Annotated in this window: 23 protein-coding genes and 3 pseudogenes; 12 read left to right on the top strand and 14 right to left on the bottom strand. The window is 68.6% G+C overall.

Going from position 1 to position 15,907, the window contains the following annotated elements:
• Positions 1 to 96: 96 nt before the first annotated feature.
• The 4 genes and pseudogenes from OHT74_RS38835 (at position 97) to OHT74_RS38820 (ending at position 2,731) form a co-directional block, all read left to right on the top strand.
• On the top strand, positions 97 to 531 hold the full coding sequence (locus OHT74_RS38835) for an Hsp20/alpha crystallin family protein (RefSeq protein WP_328618868.1): 435 nt from the start codon (positions 97 to 99) through the stop codon (positions 529 to 531).
• Between the two features lie 98 nt (positions 532 to 629).
• Complete coding sequence (locus tag OHT74_RS38830) at positions 630 to 1,025, top strand: DUF2267 domain-containing protein (protein WP_328622957.1); 396 nt, start codon at positions 630 to 632, stop codon at positions 1,023 to 1,025.
• 56 nt (positions 1,026 to 1,081) lie between these two features.
• Positions 1,082 to 1,525, top strand: a complete 444-nt coding sequence (locus OHT74_RS38825; protein WP_328622956.1) for a DUF2267 domain-containing protein — start codon at positions 1,082 to 1,084, stop codon at positions 1,523 to 1,525.
• 144 nt (positions 1,526 to 1,669) lie between these two features.
• Positions 1,670 to 2,731, top strand: a pseudogene (locus OHT74_RS38820) (IS256 family transposase).
• A 406-nt stretch (positions 2,732 to 3,137) separates the two neighbouring features.
• Here OHT74_RS38820 and OHT74_RS38815 read toward each other — a convergent pair.
• Together OHT74_RS38815 and OHT74_RS38810 are read right to left on the bottom strand one after the other, a co-directional pair.
• A complete protein-coding gene (locus OHT74_RS38815; protein ID WP_328622954.1) occupies positions 3,138 to 3,497 on the bottom strand; it encodes a nuclear transport factor 2 family protein in 360 nt (119 codons plus the stop codon).
• A gap of 25 nt (positions 3,498 to 3,522) precedes the next feature.
• Positions 3,523 to 4,308, bottom strand: coding sequence for an SDR family oxidoreductase (locus OHT74_RS38810; protein WP_328622953.1), 786 nt, complete (start codon positions 4,306 to 4,308; stop codon positions 3,523 to 3,525).
• Between the two features lie 99 nt (positions 4,309 to 4,407).
• Between OHT74_RS38810 and OHT74_RS38805 the strand changes: the two genes are divergently transcribed.
• Positions 4,408 to 4,923 carry a winged helix-turn-helix transcriptional regulator gene (locus OHT74_RS38805; protein WP_266671603.1) on the top strand — a complete coding sequence of 172 codons (516 nt, stop codon included), beginning with the start codon at positions 4,408 to 4,410 and terminating at the stop codon, positions 4,921 to 4,923.
• 519 nt (positions 4,924 to 5,442) lie between these two features.
• On the opposite strand, the gene OHT74_RS38800 is transcribed toward OHT74_RS38805, so the two are convergent.
• The 4 genes and pseudogenes from OHT74_RS38800 to OHT74_RS38785 all read right to left on the bottom strand — a co-directional run.
• Entirely contained in the window at positions 5,443 to 5,907 is a 465-nt protein-coding gene (locus OHT74_RS38800) for an SAM-dependent methyltransferase (RefSeq protein WP_328622952.1), read from the bottom strand.
• Between the two features lie 116 nt (positions 5,908 to 6,023).
• A complete protein-coding gene (locus OHT74_RS38795) occupies positions 6,024 to 6,452 on the bottom strand; it encodes an NUDIX hydrolase (protein ID WP_328622951.1) in 429 nt (142 codons plus the stop codon).
• Complete coding sequence (locus tag OHT74_RS38790) at positions 6,445 to 6,996, bottom strand: flavoprotein (protein ID WP_328622950.1); 552 nt, start codon at positions 6,994 to 6,996, stop codon at positions 6,445 to 6,447. The genes OHT74_RS38795 and OHT74_RS38790 overlap by 8 nt, the downstream gene beginning before the upstream one ends.
• Positions 6,997 to 7,000: 4 nt before the next feature.
• Positions 7,001 to 7,146: pseudogene (locus OHT74_RS38785) on the bottom strand (helix-turn-helix domain-containing protein); the annotation flags it as partial.
• A gap of 270 nt (positions 7,147 to 7,416) precedes the next feature.
• Here OHT74_RS38785 and OHT74_RS38780 point away from each other — a divergent pair.
• Both OHT74_RS38780 and OHT74_RS38775 read left to right on the top strand, forming a co-directional pair.
• Positions 7,417 to 7,539 (top strand): hypothetical protein, encoded by a 123-nt coding sequence (locus OHT74_RS38780; RefSeq protein WP_328623508.1) that lies wholly within the window; start codon positions 7,417 to 7,419, stop codon positions 7,537 to 7,539.
• Positions 7,536 to 7,751, top strand: coding sequence for a heavy-metal-associated domain-containing protein (locus OHT74_RS38775; protein WP_328622949.1), 216 nt, complete (start codon positions 7,536 to 7,538; stop codon positions 7,749 to 7,751). The genes OHT74_RS38780 and OHT74_RS38775 overlap by 4 nt, the downstream gene beginning before the upstream one ends.
• A gap of 68 nt (positions 7,752 to 7,819) precedes the next feature.
• Here OHT74_RS38775 and OHT74_RS38770 read toward each other — a convergent pair whose 3' ends face one another.
• Positions 7,820 to 8,203, bottom strand: coding sequence for a hypothetical protein (locus OHT74_RS38770; protein ID WP_328622948.1), 384 nt, complete (start codon positions 8,201 to 8,203; stop codon positions 7,820 to 7,822).
• A 341-nt stretch (positions 8,204 to 8,544) separates the two neighbouring features.
• Between OHT74_RS38770 and OHT74_RS38765 the strand changes: the two genes are divergently transcribed.
• Positions 8,545 to 8,823, top strand: coding sequence for a hypothetical protein (locus OHT74_RS38765; protein ID WP_266671596.1), 279 nt, complete (start codon positions 8,545 to 8,547; stop codon positions 8,821 to 8,823).
• A 175-nt stretch (positions 8,824 to 8,998) separates the two neighbouring features.
• Here OHT74_RS38765 and trxA read toward each other — a convergent pair whose 3' ends face one another.
• The 4 genes from trxA to OHT74_RS38745 are packed head-to-tail and all read right to left on the bottom strand — an operon-like array spanning position 8,999 to position 11,427.
• Positions 8,999 to 9,325 (bottom strand): thioredoxin, encoded by a 327-nt coding sequence (gene trxA, locus OHT74_RS38760; RefSeq protein ID WP_328622947.1) that lies wholly within the window; start codon positions 9,323 to 9,325, stop codon positions 8,999 to 9,001.
• Positions 9,326 to 9,352: 27 nt separating this feature from the next.
• Positions 9,353 to 10,318 (bottom strand): thioredoxin-disulfide reductase, encoded by a 966-nt coding sequence (gene trxB, locus OHT74_RS38755; protein ID WP_328622946.1) that lies wholly within the window; start codon positions 10,316 to 10,318, stop codon positions 9,353 to 9,355.
• A 6-nt stretch (positions 10,319 to 10,324) separates the two neighbouring features.
• The gene (locus OHT74_RS38750; RefSeq protein WP_266671592.1) at positions 10,325 to 10,744 is read right to left on the bottom strand and encodes an arsenate reductase ArsC; all 420 of its coding nucleotides are present in this window, start codon (positions 10,742 to 10,744) and stop codon (positions 10,325 to 10,327) included.
• Positions 10,745 to 10,794: 50 nt separating this feature from the next.
• Positions 10,795 to 11,427: an arsenate reductase/protein-tyrosine-phosphatase family protein gene (locus OHT74_RS38745; RefSeq protein WP_328622945.1), complete on the bottom strand. Its 633-nt coding sequence runs from the start codon at positions 11,425 to 11,427 to the stop codon at positions 10,795 to 10,797.
• A gap of 73 nt (positions 11,428 to 11,500) precedes the next feature.
• Between OHT74_RS38745 and OHT74_RS38740 the strand changes: the two genes are divergently transcribed.
• The 4 genes and pseudogenes from OHT74_RS38740 to OHT74_RS38725 all read left to right on the top strand — a co-directional run bounded on the left by OHT74_RS38740 (position 11,501) and on the right by OHT74_RS38725 (position 14,476).
• The gene (locus OHT74_RS38740; RefSeq protein ID WP_328622944.1) at positions 11,501 to 11,815 is read left to right on the top strand and encodes an ArsR/SmtB family transcription factor; all 315 of its coding nucleotides are present in this window, start codon (positions 11,501 to 11,503) and stop codon (positions 11,813 to 11,815) included.
• 32 nt (positions 11,816 to 11,847) lie between these two features.
• On the top strand, positions 11,848 to 12,645 hold the full coding sequence (locus OHT74_RS38735; protein WP_328622943.1) for an MIP/aquaporin family protein: 798 nt from the start codon (positions 11,848 to 11,850) through the stop codon (positions 12,643 to 12,645).
• Positions 12,642 to 13,445, top strand: a pseudogene (locus OHT74_RS38730) (FAD-dependent oxidoreductase); the annotation flags it as partial. The gene OHT74_RS38735 and the pseudogene OHT74_RS38730, both read left to right, overlap by 4 nt.
• 215 nt (positions 13,446 to 13,660) lie before the next feature.
• Entirely contained in the window at positions 13,661 to 14,476 is an 816-nt protein-coding gene (locus OHT74_RS38725) for a sulfite exporter TauE/SafE family protein (protein ID WP_328622942.1), read from the top strand.
• Positions 14,477 to 14,492: 16 nt separating this feature from the next.
• Here OHT74_RS38725 and OHT74_RS38720 read toward each other — a convergent pair whose 3' ends face one another.
• From OHT74_RS38720 to OHT74_RS38710, 3 genes are read right to left on the bottom strand one after another with little or no spacing between them, the layout of a single operon-like run.
• Positions 14,493 to 14,858 carry an ArsR/SmtB family transcription factor gene (locus OHT74_RS38720; protein WP_328622941.1) on the bottom strand — a complete coding sequence of 122 codons (366 nt, stop codon included), beginning with the start codon at positions 14,856 to 14,858 and terminating at the stop codon, positions 14,493 to 14,495.
• Positions 14,859 to 14,901: 43 nt separating this feature from the next.
• Entirely contained in the window at positions 14,902 to 15,654 is a 753-nt protein-coding gene (locus OHT74_RS38715) for an NAD(P)-binding domain-containing protein (RefSeq protein WP_328622940.1), read from the bottom strand.
• Between the two features lie 60 nt (positions 15,655 to 15,714).
• A complete protein-coding gene (locus tag OHT74_RS38710) occupies positions 15,715 to 15,885 on the bottom strand; it encodes an FAD-dependent oxidoreductase (protein ID WP_328623481.1) in 171 nt (56 codons plus the stop codon).
• Positions 15,886 to 15,907 lie beyond the last annotated feature (22 nt).

The following is a 15,907-nucleotide window of genomic DNA, read 5'->3' as shown; positions in this document are numbered from 1 at the left end:
ACTGCTTGCTTGTCATCGTTTCGATGACATGTTACAACGGGAGCACGTTGAAGCGCATTGGCAGTTCCTGCCTGAACCAACTGGAGGTGTTTCGCGATGTTGATGCGCACCGACCCGTTCCGCGAGATGGACCGGATCGTCCAGCAGCTGTCGGGTACATCGGGGACCTGGTCGAAGCCGTCCGTGATGTCGATGGACGCCTACCGCGAGGGCGACGTCTATGTGATCGCCTTCGACCTCCCCGGAGTGAGCACCGAGGCGATCGACATCGACGTCGAGCGGAACATGCTGACCGTCAAGGCCGAGCGCCGACCCGCAGAGAAGTCCGACGGCGTACAGATGGAGCTCTCCGAGCGGCCCCTGGGTGTCTTCTCCCGCCAGGTCATGCTGGCCGACACCCTCGACACCGAGCACATCGAGGCCGACTACGACGCGGGTGTCCTGACCCTGCGGATCCCGATCGCCGAGCGCGCCAAGCCGCGGAAGATCGCCATCGGTGGCGAGTCCGGCCGCAAGCAGATCTCCGGCTGAACAGGCCGGCACCAGCGGCGGAGGACGGGGAACCGATCCCCTCCGGCACCCCGTCCTCCGCGCCCCCTTGCACCCTCCCCCTCCCCGGAGGTGACGTGATGCCGATGCGCCGGGAGGCGTTCCTGGCCCACGTCCAGGAACGCGGCGAGTATCAGACTCGGGAGGAGGCCGAACGGGCGGCCCGCGTCGTCCTGGCCCTGCTGGGCGCGCACCTGGTCGGCACCGTGCGGGCCGAGCTCGCAGCCCGGCTCCCCGAGACGTACGCCCTGATCCTCCTCAACCCCCTGCAGGCCGCGGAACCGCTCTCTCCCGAACGCTTCGTCCGTGCGACCGCGGCCTGGATCGAAGGCGCCACCGAGAAGACGGCCCTGTGGGACATCGGCGCGGTCCTCTCCACCGTGGCCGCCGCAGCGGGCGACGTCCTCACTCATGAGGCCCTGCTCCAACTCCCACCCGGCTACGACCTCCTCTTCGGTCACCCCCAGCCCACCTGACCGCCCGCCGCCGTCCGTAACCCGAACCCCTGGAAGAGAAAGGCAACCGCAGCACCATGTACGACCAGCCTCGAGCGAACCCGTCCCTTGCGGCCATGACGTTCGACCAGATGCTGGAACGCGTGCGCAACGAGGGCGCCTACCCGACGCGCGAACGCGCCAGAGAATCCGTCCACACCGTCCTCGCCGCCCTCGGCCGCCAGGTCACCGGCGACGAACGCGTCGACCTCGCACAGCGCCTGCCCGTCGAGGCCGCCCTCACCCTGACCGCCCAGATCCCCGACACCGAACAGCTCACCGGCTGGGGCTTCATCAAAGACCTGGCCTCCCGCACCGGCGCCACCCCGGCCACCGCCCGCTGGGACACCGGCGCCGTCCTCGCCGTCGTCTCACGCCTCGCCGGACCCGACCTCCTCGTCCGGATCCTCCACCAGCTTCCCGATGGCTACGTCCTCCTCTTCGGCCAAGCAGAACTCCGCCAGCCCCAGCCCGCCACCTGATCCGATCTCGCTGACGCGCACGTGCTGATCCCGAACTACAGGGCCGGCCCGGGAGCATGTCTGAAAGATCGCGTAAATCCGTGACATGACAGCCTGGCCAGGGGCTCGGCCTCGGGCCCGTGGGTCAGGCGGATCGGACGAGTCATGGCAGAGAAGACAGAACCGGTCGCCTCGCCTGCCGGGGACGCGTGGGTCGACGAGGTGGTCGAGCGGCTGCTCGACAGCGCTGATGCCTCCGGGGCGGCCCTGCTCGGTGAGGGCGGGCTGCTGACGGAGATCACCCGGGCCGTGCTGGAGCGGGCCCTGGAAGCCGAGATGAGCGAACACCTCGGCTATGAACGTGGAGATCCCGCTGGCCACGGGTCGGGAAACTCCCGCAACGGGACCTCACCGAAGACGGTCCTCACAGACGCCGGCGCGGTCGCGCTGGCGTCTGTGACCGCAACGGCGACTTCGAAGCACGTCTGGTCCCGAAGACGGCACGCCGGCTCGCCGGGCTCAACGACCGGATCCGTCGTCTCCAAGCCGGTCTACCTGGCCGTCGGCGTGGACATGGACGGCCGCAAGGATGTTCTGGGCCTGTGGGTCGGCGCCGAGGGCGAGGGCGCGACCACGTGGATGGCAGTGCTGTCCGAGCTGCGGAACCGGGGCATCGAGGACGTCTGCATCGTCGTCTGCGACGGGTTGAACGGCCTGCCCGACGCGGTCACCGCGACCTGCCCCAAGGCCACCGTCCAAACCTGCGTGATCCACCTGACCAGAGCCTCGCCCCGGCTCTCCTCGGTGCGGGACCACCCCAGGCTGACGCCGGCCCTGAAGACGATCTACACGGCCCCGACGGAGCAGGCCGCTGAACAGGCCCTCGATGCGTTTGCCGCCTCCGACCTGGGCGAACGCTACCCGGCGATCGTCCGAACCTGGCGGTCGGCCTGGTCGGAGTTCACCCCCTACCTGGCGTTGCCGCCAGCCATAAGGAAGGTGGTCTACTCCACGAACATGGTCGAACCGATCAACTCGAGGCTCCGCAAGGCCACCCGCAACCGCGGTCGTTTCCCCTCGGAGCAGGCCGCGTTGAAGGTGCTCTACCTTGCGGTCCGCGAGCAGATCAACCCCAAAGCGCGCGACGCGAACCACGTCCCCGCACACTGGAAAGAGGCGCTGAACCAGTTCTCACTGTTCTTCGAGGATCGGCTCAGCATCCAATGACACCAACCGACTTACACAAAGTCGCCGGCTCTGGATCACATTCGGTGGTAGCTGAGAGTGATGGCGGGCGTCGATGATGAAATCGCAGATCCGCACGATGGGACGGGTGCTCTGTATCGTCGACAAGCCTGCGAGTCCGTCACTGGCGCGAGCACGATCTTCTCGGCCTGCTCGCGCACTGTCGCGCCGACTGCTCATCAAACACCCGGGTCGGAAGGTTGATCGCACTGTCGGCAGCCAGCGCTCACCCTCTGCCACTCTCAGCTACCACCGAATATGAGACAGAGTCAAGTCGCTGACACGCCCCGCCCCGGTGGTCGAGTGGCTGGGCACGACGGCGTGGAAGAGCGGTTCGGGGCGAGCGGGGCCTCTCGCATCAGGCGGCAACGGGTGACGTGGGAGGGACTCAGGGTTCGATGACGAGACGTTCGATGAGGTCGTCGCGGAGTGTGAACTGGTAGCGCAGATCGATCGTCCCGCCGGGGAAGTTGCCCTCGAGGTGGTGGGTGGCGATGTAGTGGGTCGCGTCGGTCTGCTGGGCGTCGGTGAGGTGGATGGTGTAGGTGAACTCGGTGGTGGATCGGTCGAGCCACTCCCCGATCGCCTGGGTGCCCGCGTAGGTGTTGCCGTCGTCGATCACGGTGGCTTCGCGGGTGAAGGCGGTGATTGCGGTGGCGGTGTCGTGGGTGCGGTGCGCTGTCAGGTAGCGGGGGATCACCTCGGGCAGGGTGTCCGGGGTGCTGGTTCGGGGCTGGTTGTCGTGCATGACGGTCCTTGGGGCGGGGGCGGGTTCAGACGGTGGGGGTGGTGCCGCCGTCGATGACGTGTTCGGCGCCGACGATGGCCGAAGCGCGGTCGGAGACCAGGAAGGCGACGAGCTCGGCGACTTCCTCAGGTCGGTTGGGACGGCCCAGCGGGATGCCGCCCAGGGAGTCCATGAGCCGGCCCAGCGCCGCTTCCTGGGTGATGTCTGCGTCGTGGGCGATCCGGGCGACGAGGTTGTCGGCGGCCGAGGTCTGCACGAAGCCGGGCGAGACGGTGTTGACGCGGACGCCGTGCGGGGCGACCTCGTTGGCCAGGCCCTTGCTGTAGGTGGTCAGGGCCGCCTTGGCGGCGGCGTAGGCCAGGGTGCCGTTCCACAGTGGCATGCGGCGCTGGATCGAGGTGACGTGCACGATCGCACCCTTGCCCTTGGTGATCATGTGCGGGAGGAGCGCGCGGTCCAGGCGGACGGCGGCCAGCAGGTTCGTGTTCAGCTCCCTGGCCCAGTCGTCCTCGCCGAGCGCCGCGAACCCTCCGGCCGGCGCCTCGGACCCGCCGAGGGTGTTGACCAGGATGTCGACGCCTCCCACGCGGGCGTCCACCTCGGCGGCTACGCGGGCTGCGCCCTGGGCGGTGGACAGGTCGGCGGTGATGAACGCCTTCTCCTCGACGTCGTCGGGGCGGCTGCGGGCGGTGACCAGTACGGTTGCGCCGGCCTGGGTGAGACGTCGGGCGATGGCGGCTCCGGTGCCCTTGGTGCCGCCGGTGACCAGAGCGCGTCGGCCTTCGAGGGATTCGCTGATGGATGTGGTCACGGTGTGCTCCGTTCCCGGATGCGGGCGCAGACGGCACTGCTCCCGTCACTACTGCTAAAATAGAAGCTACTAACTTCTACTTTAGCAGTAACCGAGGGGATGGTCGCCGTGGCAAGCCGGATCAGGCTGGAGGACCGGGAGTGCCCGCTGTCCACGACGGTGGAACACGTGGGCGAGTGGTGGACGCTGCTGATCCTCCACGACGCCTTCGACGGCTACACACGCTTCGACCAGTTCCAGGAGAGCCTGGGCATATCCTCCAGCATGCTCACCACCCGGCTGAAAACCCTCGTCGCGGACGGGCTGCTGGAGCGCCGGCCCTACCAGGCCAACCCCGTACGTCACGAGTACGTCCTCACCGAACTCGGGCAGTCCCTGCGCCCGGTGATCGTCGCCCTGGCCGCATGGGGCAACTCCCGCCTCACACCGGCCGAACGCAGCATGATCCTCATCGACGCCCACAACGGCGAGGAAGTCGAACCCGTCGTCGTCGACGCCAAGACCGGCCGCCGACTCGACGACAGCGGGACCTACGTCTTCACCGCAGGCCCCGCAGCCAGCGACGCCATGCGCCACCGTTACGCGACGCGACCGACCACCCCCGCGGAGGCGTAGGGCTGTCCCGCGCAGGCACCGAACGGGCTTGAGCAGGGCCGGGACGCAGAGGTCGAACCCGATCGACCAGGCAACACCGGCTCGCCACCAAGATCATGCATGCCAACCACCCCGAGCCGTAGAAAACCAGATCGAGTGAGGCGAGGAGCAACACCGGTCGTTCCCAAGAATCGGCACGAGCAGCGTGTGCGGAACCGCTGCTCCCGCCAGGTCCACGTCAGGCGGGTCACGCCGCTGAGCGACACCACGGCGGACCCGCCCGGGGACGCCGTTGCGATGCGGTACCCGGTCTGCCCCGGGGCGGTGGCGGCAAGGTAGGCGTTGGCCCCGGCCAGTAATACGCCCACGGGTCCGGTGACGTCCAGCGCCTCGACGCCGTCATAGAGCGTGACCAGCACCGTGCGGGGCCTCATACATCAACCATGCCCACCCTCGAAGATGCTTGCAATGGCAGACATCCCTCCATGTGCGACAACACCGCCAAGGGCTGGGCGGCTCCTCATCTCGTCCTTGCTGCGATCAGCTCCAGTAGTCGGAGAGCATCTCCGACGGCCGGCTCGGCTCCCGGACCTCGCCTCGCGGCCCCATCGCCTGGAAGTACGGCGCGACGTCGTAGACCGGAGTGCCGTCGATCGCGTCGAGATCGGCTACGTGGAGGTCCAGGCCGTCGACCTTCACCAGGCGGGGAAACGACTGCGCGAGCTGGTTCGGTCGGCGGTGGTTACGGTGCACGAACGTGCCGGTCGGCGGCCACGCTGGGTTGTTGCGGGGGCTCCGGGCGTGAACGGCGACATCGGCGGGCGATGCCTTGTGGAAGTGCCAGACGACGAGCAAGTTCGAGAACTCTTCCAGGCCTTGCACGACCTCGACGGGGAAGTCCGGCTTCAGACGGATGATCGCCTGCCCTCCCCAGTGGTCGTCTGTGGGCTTGCCCCGTCCTGCGACCACGGTTCCGATCGGCGTGATCTCCAGCGACTGGCTCATGCGCTCCCCCTCGTACCTCGTCGTGACCGGATCAATCCTTCTCCGGGCCAGAGGCCACCGTACAAATCGAGCGCCACGGCATCGGGATCTGGCAGCAGCGCCGCCCGCACGACGCCTCACCCGATCACGGCGTCCAAGTACCGCTGCACCGGCTCGAAGAGCCCGGACGGGATGTACCTCGGCAGCTCTGCATGGGATACCCAAGCGACTTCGGCAATCTCAGCCGGGGCCGCGGCGCGCGCCGAGCCGGCCACAACATCGCAGGCGGCGTACGACATCAGGCGCCCGGTAGCCGGGTGGACCCGCTCGCCCAGCGCCTCGATCACGGACACATCCAGGCCTGTCTCCTCCTTGGTCTCCCGTACCGCTGCGTCCTCCCACGCTTCCCCGGGTTCGACCTTGCCCGCCGGGAACTGCCACGAGAGGTTCCCCTCCGCCACGCGACGCCGCACCAACAAGACGCGATCCTCGTGGACCACGACGGCGGCGGCAACCCGTGGCCGAGGACCGTCCGGCCCGCTGCGTGGCGGACCGTCCTCAGGCATCCTGGTTCCGCATGTGCGGTTCCAGCAGTTGGATCGCTTCCTCCCAGTGGAAGCGATCGGCGCCGCCGCCTGCCTTTGGACGGTGAGGCTCGTAGCTGCCGAGCGATACCCCCATCTCGCGGAGTTCGGCGAGGCTACGTCGATACGCAGGATGGGCGGCAAGAGCCGTATTCACGTACGGAAGGGCGGCGGTGGGGATCCCCATGCCCGCGGCCTCGCAGAGGATGCCCAGGGCAAGGTTGTCGGCGAAGCCGGCAGCCCACTTGTTGACCGTATTGAACGTCGCCGGCGCCACGGCGATGGCGTCTGCGGGCGGAAACGACCGAGCATCGCTCGGCGAGCGCCACGCCGAGCGAATCGGGAACCCGGTCTGGGCCTCGACCGCGTGGGTGTCGAGGAACGGCAGGCCCTGCGGCGTGGCCACCACACCGACCTCCCAGCTGCGTTCCTGTGCTGCGGTGAGTAGCTTGCCGACATCGCCGGCAACCCCGGCACCGCAAACGACGACATACAGAAACGGCTTGGACCGCTGCGGCTCGGTCACACAGGACTCCCAGTCGGCGGCTGAAGTGATGGAACTCTGGCAGCGTACGACGGCGGTCCCAAGCCGCCATGTCGGCGACCAGATCCCGGGCGGCGCGGCATACTCATGGGCGGCGCAGGCCTCTGCGATGCGCAGCGCCTGGCCTCCTTCCATTCTTTCAACGGTCAGCGACGGGAGTGAGGTTGATGCGCTCTGCGTTGACGAACGGATCGTTCCAGTGGGCCTCCTTCTGCTACGGCCATCCGTTCGCCAAGGAGGTCTTGATAACTGGTTCCCTGCCCGTTGCTGCCCAGGTGGATCTGCGCCGTCAGCCCGTGGAAGACGGCTGGAGCGCGTGGAAGCGGCCCTGCGTGTGGAACTGGATCGGCAGGCTCTGGTACGCAAGCGCCGTTCCTTGGGCGGTCGTACGGAGCGGGGTACATGGGTGCGCATCGAGCGGCGGGGGTTTCCTGCGGCATGGGCATGTACGCCGGCCAGATCACCTTCCAGCAGCCCGCCGTCCAGGGCCCCCAGACCACCGCCACCCAGGAGACGACCTTGTGACCACCTGCATGGAATTCGCCGTCACCGGCATGCACTGCAACAGCTGCGGCCTGCTCATCGACGATGAGATCGAAGAACTCCCCGGCGTCACCTCCAGCACCACCGACGTCCGCAAGGAGCGCACGGTGGTCGAACTGACCGGCCCCATCCCTGCGGAACGGATCGTCGCGGCCATTGCGGAAGCCTGCTACTCCGGCACCCATCTGGCCTGACCCCCATGGCCGTGGTGTCCCGGCCGTCCGCTCCGGGACACCACAGTCCGCTGCCGCACAGGAAGAGGTCACCTTCCGTTGCCCAAAGTCAGCTGGCGGCGATGGAAATCGAAGTGCTGGGTGGGGTACTGGTAGATGTCGGCGAGGGTCATGAAGTCCTTGAAGAACGGATCCCACCGGACCGGGTAGTGCATGCCGCGGGCCAGGCCGGGCTCGGTCTCCGCTTCGAGGTGCCGGTGCAGAGAGGCGATGACACGGTCGATGGCGGCACCCATCCGGCGGGGACCATAGACCTTGGCCGCGCCGCAGGGGCCCGCGTAGTTGATCAAGTCGAACGGAACCGTGGCCGCGTTCAACAGCCGGGCGAACACCTTGCTCACCGGGCGGGGCAGTCGCCCGAAGACGCGTGCCAGGACGAGCAGTGCCCGGACGAGCGTGTAACCGAAGAGCATGTGCCACAGCAGCTGCTTGTTGGTCCAGGGGTGCCGTCGGTTGCCTTGGCGAGGTCTGCCGCGGAGGCCGCGTCGATCAAGCTGTGGAAGGTCAGCCGGGCGCGCTCGTACTTGTCGTGGATGGCTTGGCGGTCCATCGGGTGGGTGTCCGTCATAGTCTGCCGGCTTTCGGTCGACACTCCGAATTCCGTCGGGGCTTGTGATGATGCCCCCTGCCACGCTCCGGGACCAGTCGCTGGGACACGGGTGGCGCGGCGCATTGCCGGGCAGGCCGTATGACGGCTCCGTGCCTACGCTTGAGGTGGGGCGCCGGTCTGGGTGATCAGCAGGAGGCGACACCGATGGGACGACGCCATCATTTTCACGTCGAGTACGTGGGGCACTCGGTCAGTGCCACCGTCGAGACCGGCCGCACAGTCGTGGTGGAGGTTCTGGTCGACGGCAAGGAGACCGGTCACGGCACGACGCACGACGACCACCCCGTGACCGTGCACGTCGAGCTGCCCACAGATCCGCCGACCCCGGTGTCCGTACGGGTGACGCCCGCTCCCGGCGTACCGCGCTGCATTCTGGAGGTCCCGGAAGCCGAGGATCACGTCATGTCACCCCGCCCGTTCTGACGGAGCAGGCCGGCGAGCCTGGCCAATGAACGGGTTGGCCGTCCTGCTCGGGCCGTTGGCGCTCTCCCCGTCAACAGCCACAGCCGGACCGGGCGACCTTCCGCGCGAACAACGGGTCCACCGCACCGCGCGCCGTGGCGGTGCAGAGGACCCGATCCCGTGCCCGGTCGGAAGGTCAGGCGCGGAGGTACGCGCCAAGTTCCCGCTCGAGAGCGGCCCTGGGCTTGGCGCCGACGATGGTCTTGGCAACCCGGCCACCGACGTAGACGTTCATAGTCGGGATGGACATGACGCCGTACGCGGCAGCCGTCTCCGGGTTCTCGTCGATATTGAGCTTGACGATCTCGATCTTCTCGCCGTGCGCGGCGGCGATGGCCTCCAGCGACGGAGTCAACTGGCGGCAGGGGCCGCACCAGGCGGCCCAGAAGTCGACGAGCACGGGCTTGTCACTCTGTAGGACGTCCTCGATGAAGGATGCGTCGGTCACGCTCTTGAGGGCCATGATGCGGCCTCCTGTCATGGGTGGTGGTTACTGCGACACGTCGGCGAGGGCGGCGAGGTACCGCTCTGCATCGAGGGCGGCAGCGCAGCCGGTGCCGGCGGCCGTGATGGCCTGGCGGTAGGTGTGGTCGACGACGTCGCCCGCGGCGAACACACCGGGAAGGCTGGTGCGCGTGGACGGAGACTGGACCTTGAGGTGGCCCTCGGCGTCCAGGTCGAGCTGCTCGGTGAACAGCTCGGTGCGCGGGTCGTGGCCGATCGCGATGAACAGGCCGGTGACGTCGAGGGGTTGGCTCTCTTCGGTGATCACGTTGCGGACCGTGAGGCCGGAGAGCTTGCCGTCCTTGTCTTCCAGCTCGGTGATCTCACTGTCGAAGAGGAAGGAAATCTTGCCGTCCGAGAACGCGCGGTTCTGCATGACCTGGGAGGCCCGCAGGGTCGAGCGGCGGTGGACAATGGTGACCGAGCGGGCGAAGCGGGTGAGGAAGGTGGCTTCCTCCATCGCGGTGTCGCCGCCGCCGACCACGACGATGTCGCGGTCACGGAAGAAGAAGCCGTCGCAGGTCGCGCACCAGGACACGCCCCGCCCGGAGAGCTCCTCCTCCTTGGGCAGGTTCAACTTCCGGTAGCCGGAGCCGGTCGCGATGATCACGGCCTTCGCGCGGTGGACCGTGCCCTCCGAGTCGGTGACGGTCTTGATGTCGCCGGTCAGATCCACGGAGACGATGTCGTCGTCGATCATCTCGGCGCCGAACCGCTCGGCCTGGGCTCGCATGTTCTCCATCAGCACAGGCCCGTCAACGCCCTCTGGGAAGCCCGGGAAGTTCTCGACCTCGGTGGTCGTCGTCAGCGAGCCGCCGACGAAGATCGCGCCGCCGAAGACGAGGGGCCGGAGGTTCGCGCGCGCCGTGTAGAGGGCTGCGGTGTATCCGGCGGGGCCGGAGCCGATGACGATGACGTTGCGTATGCCGTCGGCGGCGTTCGAGTCGGTCACGTCGGTTCAGGCCTTCGGCTTGGCATCGATCTCGGCGATCAGGCCCTCGATGAGGCCCTTGATCTCGTCGCGGATGGGGCGGACGGCCTCGACGCCCTGGCCGGCCGGGTCCTCGAGCTGCCAGTCGAGGTAGGTCTTGCCGGGGAAGTAGGGGCAGGCGTCGCCGCAGCCCATGGTGATGATGTAGTCGGACGCCTGGGCGGCATCGGGGGTGAGGACCTTGGGCTTCTGGTCCGAGATGTCGATGCCCAGCTCGGCCATGGCAGCCACGGCGGAGGGGTTGATCCGGTCACCGGGGACGGAGCCTGCGGAGCGCACCTCGACGCGGTCTCCGGCGAGGTGGCGCAGGAAGCCGGCCGCCATCTGCGATCGGCCGGCGTTGTGGATGCAGACGAACAGCACGGACGCGACGGGAGTGGAGGACATCGTTCTTCCTTGGGGAGAAGTCAACTGCGGGGTTGGAACAAGCGGGTGTGTCAGACGCCGAGCTGGGCGAGCAGCTCGGTGATGTGGGCGTGGATCTCGTCACGGATCTCGCGGACGACGGCGATCGGAGCGCCCTCAGGGTCCGGCACTGGCCAGTCGAGGTAGCGGCGGCCGGGGACGATCGGACAGGCATCGCCGCAACCCATCGTGATCACGATGTCGGCGGCCTGGACGACCTCATCGGTCAGAGGCTTGGAGTAGGCGGCGCTGACGTCTGCGCCGACCTCGGTGAGTGCTTGAACGACGTGGGGATCTACCGCGGTGGCGGGTTCGGTGCCCGCGGAGGAAACCCGTACGTCGCTGCCCGCCCGGTGCGTGAGGAGTGCGGCGGCCATCTGGGAGCGGCCCGCGTTGTGGCTGCACACGAACAGCACCCTGGGGTGGTCGGTACCCGGCGCTGCCTGGATCTTGGCGAGTGCCTCCAAGCGCTCGGCCGTCAGGCGTTCGGCGAGCACGACCAGGTGTGTGTGGACCTGGGCGTCGGCTGCCAGAAGCGCGTAGGAGTCGGCGAGGAGTCGCTGCACGGTCTCCGGGGCGAACCTGCCTTCGTGGCGCGCGGCGAGGCGCGCCACTCCGGCGAAAAGCCGCTGATCAGGCAGTGCGGGGTGCGGGGGCGAAGACATGAGAACCCTCCACGGGCTCCAAGAGGTCAGCCCGGGCTGGTATCAGGACCGGGTGATGTGACAGTATCAGTCCATGATGACGTCAGTCGACACTGAACTGATCCGGGTACTGGCCGACCCGCTCAGGCTCCAGATCGTGACCCTCCTCGCCAAGGAGACGCTCTGTACCACCCATCTCGTCGAGGAGACGGGTGCCAAGCAGACGAACCTCTCGAACCATCTGAAGGTCCTACGCGAGGCGGGGGTTGTGGATACGGAGCCATGCGGGAGGTACACCTACTACCGCCTGCGCCCGGAAGTCATCGAAGCCCTCGCCGGTCAGTTCGCCGACCTCGCTCAGACCGCGCGCGCCACCGCCGAAGCGAACCTCAAGCGGTCCTGCCCATAGCGCTTTTTGCCTCACCTGCCCGAGGAGAACCGTTGTCCGTCACCGAGCCCGTCGCCGCCGCCCCCGCAGCGGCGTCCGGCATAGCCGCCGACGCGCCCCAACCCGCGCCCGGCGCGACCCCGCCCCAGACCCCGTTGATCGCCCGCGCCGCCGCCGAGCTCGTCGGCACCGCGGCGCTCGTTGCGGTGGTGGTCGGCTCCGGCATCCAGGCCACCGAGCTCAGCCAGGACGTGGGCCTGCAACTGCTGGCGAACTCCCTGGCCACCGTCTTCGGCCTCGGCGTACTGATCGCCCTCCTCGGCCCGGTGTCCGGCGCCCACTTCAACCCGGCCGTCACCCTGGCCGATTGGTGGACCGCCCGTCGCGGGGGTGCCGGTGTCACCGCTCGCGAGCTGGCTGTATACGTGCCCTCGCAGATCGTCGGCGCGATCGCGGGCGCCATCCTTGCGGACGCGATGTTCGGCGAACCGCTGGTCAAGTGGTCCACCCACGACCGCTCCGCCGGGAACCTCCTCCTCGGCGAGGTCGTCGCCACGGCCGGCCTGATCCTGCTGATCTTCGGCCTGGCCCGCACCGACCGCCTGCGCTTCGCACCCGTCGCCGTCGCCTCGTACATCGGCGCCGCCTACTGGTTCACCTCCTCCACCTCCTTCGCCAACCCGGCGGTCACGATCGGCCGCGCGTTCACCGACACCTTCGCGGGCATCGCCCCCGCCTCCGTCCCGGGTTTCATCGGAGCCCAGCTGGCCGGTGTCATCGTCGGCCTGGCCCTGGTGGCGGCCATCTTCATGCGCGGCAAGACTGCGACCGCCGGAGCCTCCGCGGCATGACGCAGCGCACGGACGTGGTGGTGATCGGCGGCGGCCACGCAGGACTCGCCGCCGGATACCACCTGCGCCGCCTGGGCATCGAGTTCGTCATCCTCGACGCCCAGGCGGCACCGGGCGGAGCCTGGCAGCACACCTGGGACTCCCTCCGGCTGTTCTCCCCGGCCGCGTACTCTTCGCTGCCCGGTCGGCTCACGCCCGTCCAGCCGGGCGAGGTCTATCCGGACGCACAGCACGTGGTGTCGTACCTCGCCGACTACGAGAAGCGATACGAGCTTCCCGTCCAGCGCGGCGCGCAGATCGCCGCCGACCTCGCGGGTACGGCCGATCTGACCTGGGTCACCCAGCGTCCGCCTCGCTACCTGCCCGACGAGATCGATGGCCGCGCGCTCTTCGACGCCGCGACCGCCCGTCGCCAGGCCCTGGACGCCGGCCGCACGGACACCGGTGGCGTTGCCTCGCTCGGCGACATCGTCGCCGTCCCGCCCGTACGCGCGGCCCGCGACGCCGGCCTCCTCACCGCCGCGCCCATGTTCAGCCGTCTCACCGAAGAGGGTGTCGCCTGGGCCGATGGAACGAGCGCGCAGGCCGACGCGATCATCTGTTGCACCGGCTTCCGCCCGGACCTGGCCCATTTCGCCCCGCTCCGCCTGCGCGGCACCCGAGGCCACATCGCCACGACCGGCACCCGCGCCGTCGATGAACCTCGCCTGCACCTACTCGGCTACGGCGACTGGACCGACCCCGCCTCCGCCACCCTCATCGGCGTCGGCCGCCCAGCGCGCGAAGCCGCCCGCGAGATTTGCGGAACTGCTCCGAGCCTGACCCGCAAGTCAACGAGCCCGCAACGCCACGTGGTCGTCACTGGCCGCAGAGGAGCGTCAGCCCGGAAAGAGCTCGGGCGTCGCCGCAGACACTCGGAGGTCCGGACGAATCCCGAGCGGACACCCGGTGCCTTTCCCCGAAGGTGGGGTCGTGGCGTAGCAGGCAGGCACGGCGACCAGCGAGTACGCCCGTCGTGACCACTGATCAGAACCTCGCTCCCCTCCGCCGGACGCAGTCAGCGCCCTTGGTGTTCGGTGCGGGAGCGGCCATCGGCGTTCTGGGCGGGATGATCGGGCTGGGCGGGGCGGAGTTCCGCCTGCCGCTGCTGATCGGCCTCTTCGGATTCGCCGCACTCTCGGCCGTCATCCTGAACAAGGCGATGAGCCTGGTGGTGGTGCTGGTTGCGCTGCCGGCCCGCCTGGCGGCGGTCCCGGCCGCCGAAGTGGCTGCACGCTGGCCGGTCGCCGTCAACCTTCTGGCCGGGAGCCTGCTGGGCGCCTGGGCCGGAGCATCCTGGGCGGTACGTATGCGCTCGGCCACCCTCTACAAGGTGTTGGCCGCGCTGATGGTGCTCATGGCGGCCGCCCTGCTGGTCGCGCACACCACCACGCTGGACACGCTCGCGCTGCCGCTGTGGGCGCAGGTGCCCTGCGGGGTCGTGGCCGGGTTCGGCATCGGGGTGGTCGCGGCGATCATGGGCGTGGCCGGAGGTGAGCTGCTGATCCCGACGATCGTGCTGCTCTTCGGGGTGGACATCAAGACAGCGGGAAGCCTCTCCCTGCTGGTGTCGCTGCCGACGATGCTCGTAGCCTTCGCCCGCTACAGCCGTGACGGCAGCTTCGCCGTGCTCGGCGCGAACCTGCGCTCCACCCTGGTGATGGCTGCAGGCTCCGTCGTCGGCGCCGTACTGGGCGGGCTGCTCCTCGGCGTGTTCCCGGACCTGGTGCTCATCCCCGCGCTGGCCTTGATCCTTCTCGTTTCCGCGGTCAAGCTCGCCCGTCACGACTGACCGGCAGGGGCAGGACCTAAACGCTGGCTGCGCGGGTCAGGAGCTGGGCCATGGCCGCGAGGACCGCCGGTTCGACCCGGTAGTACACCCATGTACCGCGCCGCTCGGAGGAGAGCAGTCCGGCCTCCTTGAGCTTCTTCAGGTGGTGGGAGACGGTCGGCTGGGAGACGCCCACGTCGGAGATGTCGCAGACGCACGCCTCGCCGCCCTCGTGCGAAGCGACTGCGGAGAAGAGCCGCAGTCGCACGGGATCGCCCAGGGCCTTGAACATCGTGGCCGTGCGCTCCGCCTCGTCCGCGGTCAGCGGACGCTCGGTGAGCGGCGGGCAGCACGGCACGAGGGCTTCCGGCTCCAGCAGCGGCAACACGTTCACATTCGACATGCGTCTATGTTGACACATGTCGAACTAGTCGGCCAGGGGCGTCTCACCTGCGGAGGCCGGATGCCATGCGGCGAGCGACCCGCTCGGCGTCTCGCCCGACCCCGCGCAACGCGTTCGACGACAGGCTGCGCTGACATTCCAGCCCCACGAACGCATCGACCTCCTCCTTCACGCTGTCCGACCACACGACCTGCTTGCCCGCAATGGAAGTGAAGAGCGGGCGGCGATCCGGGGCAGCGGCATTGACGGCGGCTCGATATCGGCCGGTGTCGAAGACCGGCTGGGTCGGCGGAGTTCGCAGGAAGCGCCCGACGGGGGCGGAATCCACGCCTGAGCGGACGAGCCAGAAGTGCATGTCGCGCCCGAGGATGCGCTGAGGAGCGAACTTCACGGGGTTGCGGCTGGCCAGCGTCACCCGGGCCACGGAGGCGAGTTCGACCGCTATCTGCACCGCCGTGTTGCCCGCACCCGTGACGATCACCCGCTGACCCGTGAACACCTCCGGACTGCGGTACTCGGAGGCATGCAGCACCGCACCCTCATAGCGGTCCAGGCCGGGAAGAGAGGGTCGGTAGGGGCTGCCGAAGCTGCCGGAGGCGGACACCACGGCCCCGGCCGACATTCGGGCACCGTCCTCCATCGTCACGACGAACCCGCCCTCGCGACTCACCTCGACGCCCTCCACGCGCCTACCGGTACGAATGTCGGCGTCGAGGCGAGCGGCATAGGTCGTGAGGTAAGCGACGACCTCGTCCCGGTGGGGGTAGCGGTCCGGGTCCCTGCCGCCGAACGGCATCCCGGGCAGGGAGCTGAACCGTGCCGACGAGAACAGGGTGAGGCTGTCGCAGTACCGCGGCTACGATCCGGCCGGCTGGTCGGACGCTTCCAGGACGATCGGCTTGAGCCCATGCCCGACCAGGGCGTATGCCGTCGCCAGTCCGGCTTGGCCTGCTCCGACCACGACGACGCGTCGACGTGCTCCATTAAACGATCTCCCGATTCGATGAATGTCTATGTTGACCCTCATCGAATCAAGTGCCATGCTGGCT

Source organism: Streptomyces sp. NBC_00354 (genome assembly GCF_036106915.1).
GTDB lineage: Bacteria > Actinomycetota > Actinomycetes > Streptomycetales > Streptomycetaceae > Streptomyces.
The sequence above is the reverse complement of the archived record's forward strand: the minus strand, read 5'-3'. Positions and strand labels throughout refer to the sequence as shown.